A 16,636-nucleotide genomic window follows, 5' to 3' on the forward strand; every position below is an offset into this window, starting at 1 on the left:
TCAATGCGAAGAGGGCGGTGTCGTGCTCCACGGCGGATAGATACGCACCGGCAGCACGGGAATAAGGAGAAGAAGTGCGGCGGCTATGCACGCCAACACGCGATAGAGATCGGCGGAAGTGAGAACGACTGCCTGCTCGTGGATCTGGTGCGCGAGCGCGCCAAGACCCAAGGACGCCTCGGGGCTCTGGCTCGCCACCAGCGCCCGGTTACCCAGTTGATCCACGAGCATCGTCGAATGGAAGTGCTCGCGCGCGGTGCCGACCCCTTCGATCAGACCCGTCGCCACGGCGGCGGCAAACGTCTTGACCGTGTTGAACATCGCCGAAGCAAACGGACCTTCCGTCGGCGGCAATCCTGTCGTGACGCCCATCAGGATCGCCATGATCACCATGGGCTGCGCAATGATTTGCAGCGACTGCAGCGCATAGAAGTTGTCACGAATCCACTCGGAATCCATGTAACTGCCCATCAGGCACGTCACGATCATCAGGGAAAGGCCCACGGCCATCACCCAGCGATGGTCGACACGCCGCAGATTCAGCAAAGCAGCCGTCAGAGGAAGCGTAATCAACAACGGGATGGCAAGAAGCAACGAGAGCGGCGTCGTCTGCAGCGGCCTGTACATATGAATTCCGGCGAGAAATTGCCCGGGGATGGCCGCGACGCCGACCAGCAGAATCACGGTGCCCAGCAATGTCGTAAGCCCATGCGTAAAATTCCTGCGAGCAAGCAGTTGCAGCTTGAAAAACGGAACGGGCGCATACCACTCGTTGACGAGGAATGCCACGGCCAGCACCACTCCCCCGCAGAACATGACCCGAATGAAATCCGAATTGAACCAGTCGAGACGGTCTCCCTGCAAAAGACCCGTGACAAGCATCGCGACAGCCGGGAATCCCGTTATGAAACCGATCCAGTTGAACGAGCGAAGCCGTTCGAGCTTCAGAGGATCGGCGGGCAGCCCTAGCTGAATCGCCACACAGCACAGCACGCCGAACGGAATGATTTGCCAGAATGCCATTCGCCAGCTTACGAACTCCGTCCACAAGGCGGCGAGCGGCGTGCCGAGGGCCGGCCCGAAGGTCGCCGTCATCGCGTATCCGGCCAGTCCATAGAGCTTGAATGGGGGCGGCAGATAACGCAGCGCGACGATGATCAGCATGGGAGGAAGGCAGCCCCCCGAGATCCCCTGAAGGATGCGCAAAGCGTAGAGCGTGAACAGATTCGGGGCAAAGGGGCAAAGCAGCCCGAAGAACATCGTGGCGAGCACGGCACCGATCGTGAAGCGCTTGAGCGTGAACGTGATTCCGAACCACGGCGCAAACACCATCGTCGCCACGTTGGCTGCTTCGAACAGAGCAGTGAGCCAGGTCCCATCGTCATACCCGATCAAGAAGGCGCCCCGGATGTCGTTCATCGCGGCCGCGGTCACCTGCTCGTTGAGAATGGCCAGCAGGGACGCGCACAGCATCCCAACCAGCCCCATGGCAAGCCGGAACGTGAAATCAGGTTGTGCGGGAGCCGGCTTCGCCGGCGCTGCCGCCACGTCCGGCCCCGGACTTCGGGCCGGCAATTGCGGGCCCCCCGGGCTTTGCGCTTCAGTCGTCAAAGAGTTTGCGGTCGTCATAGGTATCAGCTACTCATATTCAGCGAGATATCGCTTCCGCAAATCACCATCGGGCTACCCGGCTCACTTTGCCCGATGGTCGCACCAACTTCACCGTGCCGAACGAGACGGCGGCCATACGAAATAGCCTGTATTCGTTCGGCAGTGCAGACGTGTCGCCGCTTCAAACCGGGCGCTCCATTTCCTCGAAATGTTGCGGCGCTTCGCGGCGATCGAACATCCCGTACTCGCGAATGATCCGGATGTGCCGCAGACGCACGCCTTCGGGCAGCTTCAGCTCGCGCTCGAACGCCTCGGCCGCCGCCATGTCGCGCCACGAGGCGACCACGATCACCTTGCCCGGCGTCAACAGCGCGTCGAATGCGTCCCATGCAACGAGACCCGGCGCCTGCAATCCGAGCCCGAGCGCTTGCCGAACGGCATCCGCGCCACCTTGCCTGACCCAATCGGGGTCACGCGTGGCGTCGAGCAGAGTGACCGCCGTGCCGGCGCCCACTTCGGTGACGTCGAGGCGTTGCTCGATCAGCGCTTCGCCTTCGGGAAGGCGGGTGTCCGCAACTGTCTGGCCAATACGCAATTGATAATCTGAGAATACGCGATCACGCGCGGCTTGCTGGATCTTGTGATGCTTCGTCGTCGTTCGCCAGCGCACGAGCGACTTCTCGTCGCGCCAGCTCGACAACGAGAGCAGCCAGCCGTCGCGGGTCAAACTCGCATAACGGTCGTTGTCGATAAAGCCCTCGATTTTTTCGAGTTCCGGCGTCAGCATCTTTGCCATGCCGAGATACGCCTCGAATTGGTCGGGTATGGGTTTGACTTCGAGCATTGCTGAAAACATATCAACCCCTCTCGTTTCGCTTAGCTAGACTTCGTGACCCGGAATTACCACGGCGCCGTGGCAATGTGGGTGCCACCCTTGCCCATATCAAAGACGAAGCGAGGAATCGCGACCGGATAAATCAATTGTTCAGGAGTCCCGCTGCCACGCCTTGCATGAGCATTCCATCAGGTCAGCGCTACCCATTGCTATCTGATGGCGTCCCTTATTGTCAGAGAGGAGCCGAAATTCTTGAAGCGCCGGCTGGTCGGATTTTGGGCCATCTAGTACGAGAATCTTGCCAGGCCGCCCGGCGACACCTTGAAAACGTTCGTACGTGCTATCACGCGCTTTTCCCCGCGGGTAATCAAGCGTTTGCTCAAGCGATTACGTATGACGTGAAAGGCATAAAAGCGCGCCCCACCCAGGATCGAACTGATTCGACACGCGCCATTCATGCGCTGTTTTGAGCCAATCGCAGCCGCGCGGCATGACCAGGCCGCACAGGGTGCTTACAATCGCGCCGTATGGATTCAGGCTGAGCGTCGAGTCCTCGTGCACGTCTTCGCGAAGCCTTTTTTGCGGGACGTTTCTTTACCATTGCCTGGCGATTGCGAGAGACTCGGGGTTAGGAATCAAGATGGACAGATTACGCGAGATGGAAGTTTTTGTAGCCATCATCGATCGAGGCAGCTTTAGCGCTGCGTCCGAGAAATTCGGCTTGTCGCGGGCGGCGGTCTCGCGCGCAGTCAACTCGCTTGAAACTCGTCTGGGTACACAGTTGTTGGCGCGCACGACGCGCTCGATCCGGGCAACGGATGCCGGGGTGGCTTACCTCGAGGCCTGCCGAAAGCTGCTCGACGGTATCACGGACGCGGAATCGAATATCGCCGCGAATCCCGAGAAGCCCATCGGCACGCTGACCATTTCGGCGCCGGTGCAATTGGGCCAGCAGTTCATCGCCCCGCTCGTCAACGCGTACACCCAGCACTTCCCCGACGTCAGCGTCAACGCCGTCTATAGCGATCGTCCCACACGGCTTCTCGAAGAAGGCGTGGACGTTGCCATTCGTATCGGCCATCTCGGCGATTCCTCGACGTTCGCGGTTCGGCTGGGAGCGGTACGCCGCCAGACATTCGCGTCGCCCGCCTATCTCGCCGAGCGCGGGGAACCCATTCATCCTGAAGAACTCACCAACCACCATTGCGTTTCGTTTACCGGCGTGTCGCAACCCCTGGATTGGGCCTTTTACGAAAACGGCTCGAAATTGCCCGTACGCGTGCAGCCGCGGATGATCGTCAATCTAGCGCCCGCCGCCATTTTGGCCGCGGCGGACGGCGTGGGGATCACGCAGCTCTTGTCCTATCAGGCGGCCCCCGAGGTGTCGGCCGGCAACCTGCTGCCGATCTTGAGAGCCTATGAGCCCGAGTCGACGCCCGTCAATCTGCTTCACGTCGAGCGGCGCAGTACGAGCGGAAAGATCCGGTCCTTCGTGGAGTTCGTGACCGATACGCTGCGCAGCAATCCGCAGCTTCAATGCGCCGGCGGCCTCACGCCCGACGGCCACTGCAAGCCGTAGGCGGGCTGAAGGAACGCCGCCTGTTACGCGTCGTCAAGCAACGCTGCCCGCTAATCCCGGCTCGAAGCCGCAATCGCCATACGCAGTTCGCGGTAAGCGCTCACGAGCGCATCGAGACTGAACCCCCGATTCAGACCGCTGGGGTTCGGCAGAACCCATGCGCGCGCGCCGCCGAAATCCGCCGCTTGCAGACCCCACTGAATATCGCGCTTTCCTGACATTTCAGAAAGCGCCATCTTGCCGAGGAACGCGATGTACCTCGGCGCGTATCGTTGAATCTTCAGTTCAAACTGCGATGCGGCGGCTTGAATCTCCGCCTTCGTCAACTCGTCCGCGCGTGCCGTGGGGCGAGAGACCGCCGTCGTCAGACCATAGCCGTACTGCAACAACTGACGGTCGTTTTCCGGGCGAAACTCCTCCTTCGTAAAACCGGCGAGATGGAGGACCTTCCAGAATCGGTTGCCTCTGCCCGCGAAATGGCGCCCCGTGGAGGCCGCCTGCATACCCGGGTTGATTCCACAAAACAGAATCGACAACCCGGGCTCGATAATGTCGGGCAAAGACAAAGCCGGATCGACGTGCGGCGCGGTTGGACCAGATGTTTGCAAAGCGCTAGCCCGCCGCTTGCAGACTCATCGGGCCGATACGCTCGCCGGCCGCGCCGAGCGGCCCTTGCGATGCGGCCGCATCCCCTCTGAATCGCTGGCGATATTGCTGCGGCGTAACATTCAGCCGCCGCGAGAACGTGGTCCGCATGTGCGTGGCGCTGTGAAAGCCGCACTTGTATGCAACGGTCTTGAGCGGCGCATCGGAGTCCTCGAGCAGTTTCCTCGCCGTATCGACGCGAACCTGCTCGACGAATACGGAAGGCGTCACCTTCGCATGCTTCGCGAATACCCGCGACAACGTTCGCCGGCTCACCGAAGCCGCATTCGCGAGTTCCTCGACCGAAAGCGTATCGGTCAAATGCTCGCTCACGTATTGATACACCTTGCTGAGTATCGGATCCTCGTCCTTGCCGGCGCCGATATACGGGCTGTACTGAGACTGGCCGCCTTCGCGCTGGATATACACGACCAGTCGTTTAGCAACCCGAACCGCCAGCTCATGCCCCCAGTCTTCCGCAACCAGCGCCAGACACAGATCGATGCCCGCAGTCACGCCGGCCGAAGTGAAGAGCTTGCCGTCGCGCACGAAAATCCTGTCCGGCTGCACGTTCGCGTGGGGAAACTCGTTGGAGAGGCGGCCGGCGTCCGACCAGTGCGTCGTCACTTCCTTGCCGTCGAGCAGGCCCGCACGGGCAAGCACGAACGCGCCATTGCATACGGAGCCAAAGCGGCTCGCGCCGCGTGCCTGACTTTGCAGCCACGTCAGAAATTCGTCGCACGGCTCCGAGTCGGGCAGTTGCGGGCCGCCCGCCACCAGCAGCAGGTCCCATTGAATGTCACGGTCGGCGAAACCGAACGAGACCGCAAGCTGCATGCCGTTCGAGCAGCTGACGTTGCCGGCCTTGCGCCCCAGCAGAGACACCTCGTACCTCTGGTGCTCGGGCAGAAACGTGTTCGCTTCGGCGAATACATCGAGCGGGCCTGCGACATCGAGCGCCTGCGCACCATCGAACACCACAATGGCGACTTTCATGCCGTGACCTTGACTGGTGGTGAGAATGCTTTCGTTGCCGGTCCAGGTCGGGTGAACGCACCGGGCCCAAACAACGCTGTTGGCGCGCAGCATATCGCGTCATCGGCACCGCGCGCAATCTGTCCCCGGTAAAAGTGTTTTTCGCTGGTGTAACAAGTCGCCGGTCGGGCCGCGCGGGCCGAACGGGCCGCTTGCACCGCGCGCATCGCGTGGCATGGGGGTGAGAGCCCGCGTGACCCAAAACGCCCACTGATTGGCCGGCGACGGCACCATGCGCGCATTTGCTCGGCGGCGCGGGCTAACTAGACTGTGTTCACGAATGCGACTGGGAATACGACCCGGACGTACCGGGAAGTCTCCCGCTCAGGACGACGCTTGTGACGGACGTCGGCGCCTGGTTTGTACCGCGAGCTGCCCGGATCGAACGACACCCGTCACTCCATGTGTGCAGCGGTCGACATGACACCGCGCACCGGGTAAGGGCAGATTCATCATGTTGAAGGAACGTCAAACCTCATTCCTGTTCGGGGGAAACGCCCCGTACGTCGAAGAGCAGTATGAACTGTATCTCGCTGACCCGGAAACGGTCACGAGTGAATGGCGTGCGTGGTTCGATGCGTTGCGCGAAACGCCCGCCATCGACGGCAGCGATCGCGACGACGAGCCGCACGCGCCGGTCATTTCGCACTTCGTCGAGCTCGCGAAGCGCCCACCGCGCGCCGTCGTGCCGGCCGAGCCAGGGGCTGGCGACGCCCTGGGCCTCGCGAGAAAGCAGGTGGCCGTGCAGTCGCTCATCGCCGCGTTCAGGATGATCGGCACGCGCGAGGCCAATCTCGACCCGCTGATGTGGACGCCGCCACGCGCCTATGCTGAGCTGACGCCGGCTTACTACGGCTTGTCGGCCGCGGACATGGCGACAAAATTCAGCACCGCCGACACGTTCCTCTTCGACGACGACGCCACGCTCGCAGACATCGTTTCAGGCCTCGAAGAGACCTATACCGGCACGCTCGGCGCCGAGTTCATGCACCTGACCGACGCCGAGCAACGGCGCTGGTGGCAGATGCAACTCGAAGCCACCCGGGCGAAGCCCTCGCTGCAGGCCGAGGAGAAAGTCAGGCTTCTCGAACGCCTCATCGCAGCCGAAGGGCTCGAGAAGCACCTTCACGCGCGCTACGTGGGGCAAACGCGATTCTCGCTCGAAGGCGGCGAATCGTTGATCGCGCTGCTCGACGAACTCGTGCGGTACGGCGCCTCGAAGAAGGTGCGCAAGGTCGTGATGGGCATGGCGCACCGCGGACGTTTGAACGTTCTCGTGAACGTCGCCGGCAAGCCATTGCGTACGCTGTTCGATGAGTTCGAAGGCAAGGATACGGAAAAACTTCTCGCGGCCGACGTCAAGTATCACAAGGGCTACACAAGCGCGATCGAGACCGCCTTCGGGCCAGTTGAAGTCACGCTCGCGTTCAACCCATCACACCTGGAATTCGTGAACCCGGTCGTGCAAGGCATGGCGCGCGCCAAGGCCGAAACATCGGGAAGCATGGACAGCGCCAACGTACTCCCGGTCGAAATTCACGGCGATGCGGCGATGTCGGGCCAGGGCGTCGTGATGGAAACCCTGAGCCTTTCCTATACGCGCGGACACGGCACGGGCGGCACCGTCCACGTCGTCGTCAACAATCAGGTGGGCTTTACGACTTCCGATCCGCGCGACACGCGTTCGTCGTTCTACACCACGGACGTGGCGAAGATGATCGAAGCCCCGGTCCTGCACGTCAATGCCGACGACCCCGAAGCCGTGGCGATGGCCGTGCGCCTCGCGCTCGACTACCGCAGCACGTTCAGCCGCAGCGTGGTCATCGACCTCGTCTGCTTCCGCCGGTATGGGCACCAGGAACAGGACACGCCGGGCATCACCCAGCCGCTCATGTATCGCGCGATTTCGCTCCATCCGGGCGTGCGGACGCTCTATGCCCGCAAGCTGATTCAGCAAGGCGTGGTGACGGCCGAGCAGGTCGAGGGCTACGTGAACGCGCGTCGTGACATTCTGAAGCAAGCGCAAGAGAGCACGAGCGCCGAGGCTTCGCCGGCGCCCGCGGCCGAAGCGACGAGCCCGGTGCGCGACAGCGCACCGTCGGCTGAGCAACTGCGCGAGCTCGCACAGCGGATATCGACTGTCCCGGAGGGCATGGAGCTTCATACGCTGGCGAAGAAGGTGATGAGCGGCCGCCAGGAAATGGCCTCCGGAAAGCGGCCGATCGATTGGGGCATGGCGGAACATCTCGCATTCGCCTCGTTGCTCGGCGCGGGAGTCGACGTTCGATTGAGCGGGCAGGACAGCGCGCGCGGAACCTTCAGTCATCGCCATGCCGTGCTGCACGATCAGAAGCGCATGCATCGTCCGGACGGCACCTACATCGCGCTCGATCACGTGAGCAACACGCAAGGCCGCTTCACCGTGACGAACTCCATCCTCTCCGAGGCCGCAGTGCTGGCCTTCGAGTACGGCTATTCGACGGTGAACCGCAATGCGCTCGTGATATGGGAAGCGCAGTTCGGCGACTTCGCCAATGGCGCACAGGTGGTCATCGACCAGTTCATCGCGTCGGGCACCGCAAAGTGGGGGCAACGCAGTGGCCTCACGCTGTTCCTGCCTCATGGGCAGGAAGGGCAAGGACCGGAACACGCTTCGGCCCGTCTCGAGCGCTACCTGCAACTGAGCGCGCAGGACAACATGCGGGTCGCCCAACCCACGACGCCCGCACAGATGTTCCATTTGCTGCGCTCGCAGGCCCAGGCTTCCGAGCCGCGCCCGCTTGTCGTGATGACGCCCAAGTCGCTGCTGCGGCACCCCGAAGCGGTCAGCACGTACGACGAACTGGCCACTGGCGAATTCCGCGCGGTGCTCCCGGATCACGAGATCGAGCCGTCACGGGCTGCGAGCGTCGAGCGCGCCATCGTGGCATCGGGCAAGGTCTACTTCGAGCTGCTCGAGCATCGCCGCACATCGGGCATGACCGACACGCCGATCATCCGCGTGGAGCAGCTCTATCCGTTTCCTTCCACACAACTCGCCGCCGAACTCGCCCGCTATCCGAACCTGAAGACAGTGGTTTGGTGCCAGGAGGAAGCGCGCAACCAGGGCGCCTGGAGCTACATCGAGCCGGTGCTGCGCGACATGCTGCCTCCCGGCATGACCTTGCTTTACGCCGGAGTTGAGGCCACGGCGTCGACCGCGCCCGGGTTCCACTCGGTGCACGTGGCCAAGCAAGCGGCGCTCGTTTCGCAGGCGTTCACGGGGTAACTTCGCATGCGTGTCGCGATGATGCTGTACGCGGGATTTCAACTGCTCGAAGTGAGCGGCCCGATGGATGTGTTTCATGAGGCGAACCGCCTGTGCGGCGCCACCTTTTATGAGCAATATCTGATCGGGCCGTCGCCCGGGCCAGTCTTGTCTTCCAACGGGACCGCGGTGGACACGACCGCGTGCCTGCTGGATAAGCGCCCGCCGTTCGACATCGTCGTGGTGCCGGGCTCCCCGGTCACGAGCCCGGCGCGCGAGCACCGGCAACTCGTGGACTGGCTGAGCGACGCCGGGCGCAGGACGCCAAGGCTCGCGTGCATTTCCAACGGTGCGTTTCTGCTTGCGCGTGCCGGACTGGCGGACCACCGCTGGCTCACCACGCGTTGGCACGACGCGCACCGTCTCGCAGAAGAATTTCCGCAGGTCCATGTCATGACCAATCCTGGCTGCCTGAAGGACGGCAACCTGTACTCTTCGGGCGGCGCGAGCGCCGGCATTCATCTGGCGCTGGCCCTCGTGCGGGAGGATCTTGGAGAAAACGCAATGGGAGCCGTTGCCAAAGCGTTGCTGATGGCCTCGCCGTCCTCTCTTGCCCGGGGTGGCGAACTCCATGGTTGACGCGAATCTGATTCACAAGGCACTCGCCAATCCGCTCAGGCGTGACATCCTCACCTGGCTGAAGGCGCCAGCCGAGGCTTTTCCGCAGGGCCATGTCGATTTCGGCCATGGCGTGCCCGTGGGCGCGATACAGACGCGAAGCGGCCTGTCCCAGTCGACGGTCTCGGCGCATGTGGCCGTGCTGGTCGAAGCGGGACTGCTCGTTTCGACGCGAGTGGGTCAATGGATATTCCTTGCTCGTAATGAGGATGTGATACGCAGGTTTGCCGAACAAATCTGGCTGCATTTATAGGACAACTGATCAGCTTGGGCTCGCCGCCGACAATCCGCGCGGGCCTTTCGGACAGAACGCGGGAAAGTGCCAGGCGTGCTGGTTGATGTCGTGCGGTCGGGCAATCCGGCTGCGATTTTGCTACGATCGCCCTCCCTCACACCATAGCGGCATCGCGCAGCCTGAACGCCGCAACGGACTCACGCAACGAACGCGCCTGCTCAGCCAGTGCATGCGCGGCGGGGGCGGCCTCCTCCACGAGCGCCGCATTCTGCTGCGTGACTTGGTCCATCTGCGTGACGGCCATGTTCACCTGCTCGATGCCTTTCGACTGCTCGCCGGAAGCCGTCGAGATTTCGCCGACGATGCCGGAAACACGATGCACCGACTCGACGATGTCATCGATGATCTAGTCATTCGGTGCATCCCTTCCAGCGTTGGATCGCATACGGTTTTTTCTTTCGCGAGCGGCGCCCGTCATGGATCTCGTTCGACGTTTCGCGATCACTGTTGCAGAATGGCTGGGCACACATGCTCCGCTTGTACCCCACAGATCAACCTTCGATTGCGCGCATCCGCCCCGGAACTTGCCGATGCACAGAAGATCCGCATAAATGCTGTTTAAATCAGGGTTGTGTAAATCGTCAATAAAGTATCCTCTTGACCTATCACGGCAACGAACTGCTTTTCTGTTTGCACTCCTGATTGGTAACAGCGATCAGCCACACTAATGTATGAATTGACGGCGGGAAGTATATGCTCGACAGACGTTAAAAGTTCGGCCGCAATTGTTTGTTGCCAGTTCGCTAGCTCACGAGCAAGCCCCCCACCTTTCCCGTGATAACGATCCACGACAGCGGACAGGGACATGCTCAGCCACCTGGATGCCCCCGCGCACGGCGAAGGGCTTTCCTGGCTGGCCGCTGGAGCACGCGGCGCTCCGCACGGCAAGTCGCCGTCGACGCGGCCTGGAGCAATCAGGCAGCGTGGCCACCCGCGTTGCGACGTTAGCGGTTGTACGCCGCAGATAGCGTGCTCCTTGCGCCGGGCAACGAAGACGGTCCCGTCGCTGCGATCACGGAGCCATTCAGCCGGCGCTCCCCGGCACCACGATGTCCGTCGTATTGCCGCCCTGCGGGGGGGGCATGTCTCTCCTCTCTGCGCTTCGGTTTGCCGCGCGCGCGTCTCTCTGACGCGACGCGCCATCCGGATGGAGTGCATCGAGAAACGATCGCCCCTTGTCCGTGAGGTGGGCGCGGCGCCTGCCTGCCGCGCAATGCTCCAGCATGACCAACTGGCGCTCGAGCAACGCGTCGAGTTCGGCGCGGTTCATGTCGAGCTGGTCCGGCGCCTGACGGACCAGCATCAGGGTCGCAAATTCGTGTGGGCTGAGCATTTCCCTCTCCTGTCGAGATTGGAACCGTGAGCAGGGGTGCGGCGCAGAAGAACGTCGCGTGGCGCGGGCCATACATACGCGGCAGCACCACGCAGCGGCGCACCGTCACACGGTCACACACACCGGCGGTCCCGCATCTGCGAAACAACCCGTGTTGATCGCACGTATGGCGTAATCGACCGCTTCCCGGTGCGCCTCGTCCGCGCTCGCGCAACGCCGGCCGGTGCAAGGAAGATGCCAATCCTCGACCGTCTGCTTCGCGCGCCGGATACGCACGATGGCCATGTACCTCCCCGATCCAGCCGGAAGCGCACAGTGCCGCACCGGAAATGCGCGGGTCTCGATGGTGAAGCCCTTGCAGCGTTCGCAGCGCGCGTTTTCCATTGTTCCCTCCGTGTCGCTCGCGAAGCGGCGCCACCCGGACGGATCGCGCCACATGACCGCGTCTGCTCCTGCATGTATCTCTAAGCCACGCTCACCTCTATCCGTCGTGGCTTCGCCTCCTCGCGGCGAGGGATCGTCAGCTTCAGCACGCCATCGCGCAGCTGTGCGTCGATGCGCGAGACGTCGAAGTCCGGGCTGAGCGTGAAGGCGCGCCAGAAGTGCGGGTGGCGCACTTCGCCATGCTGCAGGCGCAGCCCGGCCGGCGTCGGAATCACTGCCTCGCCCTCGATGTTCAGGCTGCCGTCCTGCACGCGCACATCGAGCTTCTCGCGCGACACGCCCGGCAGGTCGGCATACAGCGTGATGCCGTGGCTGTCCTCGAACACATCGACGGCTGGCGCGATACGGGTGAACGGCTTCGCGGATTGCGCATTCTCGCGGGCGGCGACGCCGGCGCGCGTTTGACGGGTGGCCAGTTCAGTGCTGTCGTTCATGATGTCCTCCGTGATTCTCATGCTTCACCCAGGGGCTCACTGGACGGCAATGGCGCGCGGCTTCGACGCCTCGGAACGTCCGATGCTGATGGTCAGGCAACCGTTCACATAGCGCGCATTGACCTTGTCGGGATCGGCGTGCTGCGGCAACTCGATCACCCGCCGGAACGCGCCCATGAAACGTTCCCTGGCATAGACGCGTGTCTCGTCTTTCGCGTCCGGCTCGGGCGGCTTGCGCTCGCCGCTGATCGTCAGCAGCCCCTTGTCGATCGAGACGTCGATCGCGGCCGGATCAAGTCCTGGCGCGAACGCGACAATTTCGACGCTGTCGTCGGTACCGCCGATGTTGAGGGGAGGAAAGGTTTCGCTGCGCATCGCGCGCAGGCTCGCGGGAAAGCCCGAAAAGAGGCTGGCCATCTGCCGTTGCAGGCGGTCGAATTCGCCCAGCAGATCGGGGCTGAAGAAAAGATCGCTCATGACTGGCTCCTTGATATCGGGGCCTCTCACGAAAGACGAACGGAACCACGCGCTCCAGTCCGCCTGCCCGTGGGAAAACCCCGCCGACAAACAAATCGAAACACGCAGCGCTTATCGCGACTGCCTGAGCGATGCTTAAAATAGCGCAAGGAGCGGAAATTTCAAGAGGCCCTGCAACATGTCACCCCGGAGGTTTCATGGACCTTTTTGACAGACTTCAGGAGCAGACGCAGAGCGTGCGCCTGCCACTCTTCGCCGTCACCGTCACCGCCGCTGCGCAGGTGAACACGCCGCTCATCGCGATACTTCACTGGCACGGTTTCCGGCGCGCAACGCCGCTCGTGCTACCCGGCGTGGAGATTGCGCCACGCGCCGTGCCGGGCTCCGCCGTCCAGATCGATGCGCCGTGGCACAGCGTCGAAGCCGTGGACGCCATGCTCCTCGACGCAGCCTGGCAGTTCGGTGCGTGGGAGATGGAGCGCATCGAGCGACGCGGCTGCAACGTCATGGGCGCGTCCGCAGCCGAGACGCTGGCCTGCCGGCAGGCGTTCGGCGACTACGGGAACGAGGTGCCACGCGACGAACGTCTCGTTGACGGCGCGAACGATCGCGATGACCTGATGCAGCTGGCCGCGCGACGCGGCTATCTGCGATGGCTCTTCCGGCCCGTCAAGGGCGGACTGTGGCAGGCGCTGGACGAACCCGACGATACCCTCGATGCGGATGGCGGCCGCCACCCGCCCTGTCCGGTGAAGCCGCACCCGCACCCATCGCGCACGCGCACCGTTTACCGGCTCGGGGCGGTCCATCGCATCCTGCTGCCGCACTGAAACATTTTGTTACATCTTGCAGTTTATGCAGCCTCTTGAAGGTCGAAAGCGGCGCCTCTATTTCGCATCCCGCCAGGCAATGGTACGGCTGCATCGCGGCGGGTCACACGCCGCGACACCTCGCAGCCGGGTTCCCTTTTTGGTGATCCTTTAATCGCTCAGGAGATGGAAATGCAGATTCGTCCCCTCTACGACCGGGTTATCGTCAAGCGAATCGAAACGCAGCGGACGACGGCCTCGGGCATCGTGATTCCCGATTCAGCCGCAGAAAAGCCCGAACAGGGCGAAATCGTCGCGGTCGGCAGTGGCCGGCTGCTGCAGGATGGAACGCTGCGCGCGCTCCAGTTGAAAGTCGGTGACCAGGTGCTCTTTGGCAAGTACGCAGGCCAGACCGTCAAGGTCGATGGCGAGGAACTGCTCGTCATGCGCGAGGAAGACGTCATGGGCGTCCTCGAGGCCGACGCGGGCGCTGCCCGCAAGGCCGCCTGAAACCCCGAGCCGGTCGCGCACACCCGACTGGTTGTTCGCGACGAGCCGGGTCAACGACTTTATCCGGAGCAACAACATGAGTGCAAAAGACGTCAAATTCCATGACAGCGCACGCGCCCGCATTGTCAAGGGCGTGAACGTTCTCGCTGATGCCGTGAAGGTCACGCTCGGGCCGAAGGGCCGCAACGTGCTGATCGAACGCAGCTTCGGCGCGCCGACCATCACCAAGGATGGCGTATCGGTCGCGAAGGAAATCGAGCTGAAGGACCGATTCGAGAACATGGGCGCGCAGGTGGTCAAGCAGGTCGCCTCGAAGACCGCCGACGTGGCTGGCGACGGCACCACCACCGCCACCGTGCTCGCACAGGCCATCGTCCAGGAAGGCATGAAGCATGTCGCGGCCGGCATGAACCCCATGGATCTCAAGCGTGGCATCGACAAGGCCGTTGCCGCCGTGCTCGATGAACTGCGCACGCTCTCGAAGCCGATTTCCACCAGCCGCGAAATCGCCCAGGTCGGTTCGATCTCGGCAAATTCCGACGAGGCGATCGGCAAGATCATTGCCGACGCAATGGAGAGGGTTGGCAAGGAAGGCGTGATCACGGTCGAGGACGGCAAGTCTCTTGAAAACGAACTCGATGTGGTCGAGGGCATGCAGTTCGACCGCGGCTACGTGAGCCCCTACTTCATCAACGATCCGGACAAGCAGGCGGCATATCTGGACGACGCCCTGATCCTGCTGCACGACAAGAAAATCTCGAACATCCGGGATCTGCTGCCGGTACTCGAGGCGACCTCGAAAGCAGGCAAGCCGCTGCTGATCGTCGCGGAAGACGTCGACGGTGAGGCACTCGCCACGCTCGTGGTCAACGCGATGCGAGGCATCCTGAAGGTGGCAGCCGTCAAGGCGCCGGGCTTCGGCGACCGCCGCAAGGCCATGCTGGAGGATATCGCCATCCTCACGGGTGCAACCGTCATCTCCGAGGAAACCGGCAAGCAGCTACAGAAGGCAACGCTCGAGGATCTCGGACGTGCAAAGCGCGTCGAAGTGCGCAAGGACGACACCATCATCATCGACGGCGCCGGCGACGCACAGCGCATCGAAGCACGCGTGAAGTCCATCCGTGCGCAGATCGAGGAAGTGACGAGCGACTACGACCGCGAAAAGCTGCAGGAGCGCGTCGCGAAACTCGCGGGCGGCGTGGCCGTCATCAAGGTTGGCGCGGCAACCGAAGTCGAGATGAAGGAGAAAAAGGACCGCGTCGACGACGCGCTTCATGCCACGCGCGCGGCCGTCGAGGAAGGCATCGTGCCAGGCGGCGGCGTGGCGCTCCTGCGTGCGCGCTCGGCCGTGGCCCATCTCAAGGGCAGCAACGGCGATCAGGATGCAGGCATCCGCATCGCGCTGCGCGCACTGGAGGCGCCGCTGCGCGTGATCGCCGCCAACGCGGGTGACGAACCTTCGGTGGTCGTCGCGAAGGTACTCGAAGGCAAGGGCAACTTCGGTTACAACGCCGCCACGGGCGAATATGGCGATCTCGTGGAAGCGGGCGTCGTCGACCCGACGAAGGTGACGCGCACGGCGCTGCAGAACGCGGCATCGATCGCGGGGCTGATCCTGACAACGGACGCCACGGTTGCCGAGGCGCCAAAGGACGATAAAACCGCGCAGGCAAGCGCGCCGGAACTCGAGTTCTGACCTTATCAGTCTGGCAGTCGCGCACCGGCCACCCGCTCCCGGCCGGTGCAGTTTGTTCGGCGCCGCACGCTGTCTCCGTCATGCGGCGCCGCTTTTTCCGGGGACAACCATGAAACTTGAACTTTGCATCGACTCAAAGGCGCTGACCATCGAAATCGACGATGTCGTCGCGGGACTGCTGGCAGTCCGCCTGAACCTGCCCGACAATGAAGATCACCACGCGGCCCTTGCGCGCTATCTCAGCGAGAAAGGCGCGCCGTGGATCCTCGACGAAGAGCACATGCGCCGACGAATACTACGCCGGCTTATTCTGGACATCGCTGACCCAGCGCTCGTGATTCGCCATCTCATGGCCGACGATTGAACTGCCCCGGCCAGCCAGGTCGTGTTCGGGGCCACGCAAGCCCATTTCCCGACCATACTGCTCTCCCGCGGAATCCGACATCACGATGTCCAGCAATCCTCGTTTGCCTGCGCGCCCACCGGCCAGACTTCCCGCGGGCGTGCTCGGTTGCGACTACCTCAAGTTTTTGCAGCTCTCGGTTGATGATGAGCTTGCCCGTGAAGAATCGCTCGACGATGCAGCGCTGGAGGACGCCACCCTCTCCATACGCTGCGGTTCAATGCGCGCGGCGCGACCCCCAATGAAGGTTTTCTTTGACGGCTGCCAGTTCTGGCTCGCCAGTCACTTTCATCGCTACGAAGCGGCGCGCCGTCTCGGCGCCCGTCATCAGGAATTCTGGTGTGAGATCGAACCAGGCTCGAGGGACGACGCCGCACGTCATGTATCGAGACATTGGCACTGCAAGCGTTCTCGTAGCGGCAATTCCAGCCCTTCTGGATAAGCGGTCCATAGCTTCGATCGCGATCAATACAGCTACGCGTTGCGCTCGCAAACGTTGCGCCGATTCCTCAATAGATCGGGAACACGACATCCGGTTGCGGCGCAGGGCGGATGTTCTTTCGCGGGCAGATCTCGCGCCCGCAGCGACGCGTTGATTCAGA

General features: G+C 62.7%; 18 protein-coding genes and 1 pseudogene. 9 read left to right on the forward strand and 10 right to left on the reverse strand.

Translation table 11 applies throughout. The features are described 5' to 3' along the window. Together VMJ11_RS06600 and VMJ11_RS06605 are read right to left on the reverse strand one after the other, a co-directional pair. A complete protein-coding gene (locus VMJ11_RS06600) occupies positions 1 to 1,629 on the reverse strand; it encodes an MFS transporter (protein ID WP_414694315.1) in 1,629 nt (542 codons plus the stop codon). Between the two features lie 163 nt (positions 1,630 to 1,792). Beyond that, entirely contained in the window at positions 1,793 to 2,467 is a 675-nt protein-coding gene (locus VMJ11_RS06605) for an antibiotic biosynthesis monooxygenase (RefSeq protein WP_325618149.1), read from the reverse strand. A 619-nt stretch (positions 2,468 to 3,086) separates the two neighbouring features. Here VMJ11_RS06605 and VMJ11_RS06610 point away from each other — a divergent pair. After that, on the forward strand, positions 3,087 to 4,025 hold the full coding sequence (locus VMJ11_RS06610) for a LysR family transcriptional regulator (protein WP_325618151.1): 939 nt from the start codon (positions 3,087 to 3,089) through the stop codon (positions 4,023 to 4,025). A 50-nt stretch (positions 4,026 to 4,075) separates the two neighbouring features. Here VMJ11_RS06610 and mug read toward each other — a convergent pair whose 3' ends face one another. Continuing rightward, on the reverse strand, positions 4,076 to 4,633 hold the full coding sequence (gene mug / locus VMJ11_RS06615; protein ID WP_325618153.1) for a G/U mismatch-specific DNA glycosylase: 558 nt from the start codon (positions 4,631 to 4,633) through the stop codon (positions 4,076 to 4,078). A 4-nt stretch (positions 4,634 to 4,637) separates the two neighbouring features. Next, complete coding sequence (locus tag VMJ11_RS06620; protein ID WP_325618155.1) at positions 4,638 to 5,666, reverse strand: GlxA family transcriptional regulator; 1,029 nt, start codon at positions 5,664 to 5,666, stop codon at positions 4,638 to 4,640. A 493-nt stretch (positions 5,667 to 6,159) separates the two neighbouring features. On the opposite strand from VMJ11_RS06620, the gene VMJ11_RS06625 reads away from it, so the two are divergent. From VMJ11_RS06625 to VMJ11_RS06635, 3 genes are read left to right on the forward strand one after another with little or no spacing between them, the layout of a single operon-like run. Beyond that, positions 6,160 to 8,973, forward strand: a complete 2,814-nt coding sequence (locus VMJ11_RS06625) for a 2-oxoglutarate dehydrogenase E1 component (protein WP_325618157.1) — start codon at positions 6,160 to 6,162, stop codon at positions 8,971 to 8,973. 6 nt (positions 8,974 to 8,979) lie between these two features. Then, the gene (locus tag VMJ11_RS06630) at positions 8,980 to 9,591 is read left to right on the forward strand and encodes an AraC family transcriptional regulator (protein ID WP_325618158.1); all 612 of its coding nucleotides are present in this window, start codon (positions 8,980 to 8,982) and stop codon (positions 9,589 to 9,591) included. After that, complete coding sequence (locus VMJ11_RS06635; protein WP_325618160.1) at positions 9,584 to 9,883, forward strand: helix-turn-helix transcriptional regulator; 300 nt, start codon at positions 9,584 to 9,586, stop codon at positions 9,881 to 9,883. Before VMJ11_RS06630 ends, VMJ11_RS06635 begins: the two co-directional genes overlap by 8 nt. 136 nt (positions 9,884 to 10,019) lie before the next feature. On the opposite strand, the pseudogene VMJ11_RS06640 reads toward VMJ11_RS06635, so the two are convergent. From VMJ11_RS06640 to VMJ11_RS06665, 6 genes and pseudogenes are all read right to left on the reverse strand, one after another. Next, positions 10,020 to 10,271 (reverse strand): annotated as a pseudogene (locus VMJ11_RS06640) (methyl-accepting chemotaxis protein); the annotation flags it as partial. Between the two features lie 212 nt (positions 10,272 to 10,483). After that, positions 10,484 to 10,732, reverse strand: a complete 249-nt coding sequence (locus VMJ11_RS06645; RefSeq protein WP_325618162.1) for a hypothetical protein — start codon at positions 10,730 to 10,732, stop codon at positions 10,484 to 10,486. Positions 10,733 to 10,949: 217 nt separating this feature from the next. Then, a complete protein-coding gene (locus VMJ11_RS06650; protein WP_325618164.1) occupies positions 10,950 to 11,258 on the reverse strand; it encodes a hypothetical protein in 309 nt (102 codons plus the stop codon). 105 nt (positions 11,259 to 11,363) lie between these two features. Then, entirely contained in the window at positions 11,364 to 11,642 is a 279-nt protein-coding gene (locus VMJ11_RS06655) for a hypothetical protein (RefSeq protein ID WP_325618166.1), read from the reverse strand. 80 nt (positions 11,643 to 11,722) lie between these two features. Continuing rightward, the gene (locus VMJ11_RS06660) at positions 11,723 to 12,136 is read right to left on the reverse strand and encodes an Hsp20/alpha crystallin family protein (protein WP_325618168.1); all 414 of its coding nucleotides are present in this window, start codon (positions 12,134 to 12,136) and stop codon (positions 11,723 to 11,725) included. Between the two features lie 36 nt (positions 12,137 to 12,172). Continuing rightward, the gene (locus VMJ11_RS06665) at positions 12,173 to 12,613 is read right to left on the reverse strand and encodes an Hsp20/alpha crystallin family protein (RefSeq protein ID WP_325618170.1); all 441 of its coding nucleotides are present in this window, start codon (positions 12,611 to 12,613) and stop codon (positions 12,173 to 12,175) included. Positions 12,614 to 12,810: 197 nt separating this feature from the next. Here VMJ11_RS06665 and VMJ11_RS06670 point away from each other — a divergent pair, with 197 nt between their 5' ends. The 5 genes from VMJ11_RS06670 to VMJ11_RS06690 all read left to right on the forward strand — a co-directional run bounded on the left by VMJ11_RS06670 (position 12,811) and on the right by VMJ11_RS06690 (position 16,476). Beyond that, on the forward strand, positions 12,811 to 13,443 hold the full coding sequence (locus tag VMJ11_RS06670) for a diguanylate cyclase (protein WP_325618172.1): 633 nt from the start codon (positions 12,811 to 12,813) through the stop codon (positions 13,441 to 13,443). A gap of 171 nt (positions 13,444 to 13,614) precedes the next feature. Next, complete coding sequence (locus tag VMJ11_RS06675) at positions 13,615 to 13,932, forward strand: co-chaperone GroES (RefSeq protein ID WP_325618174.1); 318 nt, start codon at positions 13,615 to 13,617, stop codon at positions 13,930 to 13,932. A gap of 76 nt (positions 13,933 to 14,008) precedes the next feature. Further along, positions 14,009 to 15,631 (forward strand): chaperonin GroEL, encoded by a 1,623-nt coding sequence (gene groL, locus VMJ11_RS06680; RefSeq protein ID WP_325618176.1) that lies wholly within the window; start codon positions 14,009 to 14,011, stop codon positions 15,629 to 15,631. 109 nt (positions 15,632 to 15,740) lie between these two features. After that, a complete protein-coding gene (locus tag VMJ11_RS06685) occupies positions 15,741 to 15,995 on the forward strand; it encodes a hypothetical protein (RefSeq protein ID WP_325618177.1) in 255 nt (84 codons plus the stop codon). Positions 15,996 to 16,080: 85 nt separating this feature from the next. After that, positions 16,081 to 16,476: a hypothetical protein gene (locus VMJ11_RS06690; RefSeq protein ID WP_325618178.1), complete on the forward strand. Its 396-nt coding sequence runs from the start codon at positions 16,081 to 16,083 to the stop codon at positions 16,474 to 16,476. Positions 16,477 to 16,636 lie beyond the last annotated feature (160 nt).

Source organism: Paraburkholderia sp. (genome assembly GCF_035501035.1).
GTDB lineage: Bacteria > Pseudomonadota > Gammaproteobacteria > Burkholderiales > Burkholderiaceae > Paraburkholderia.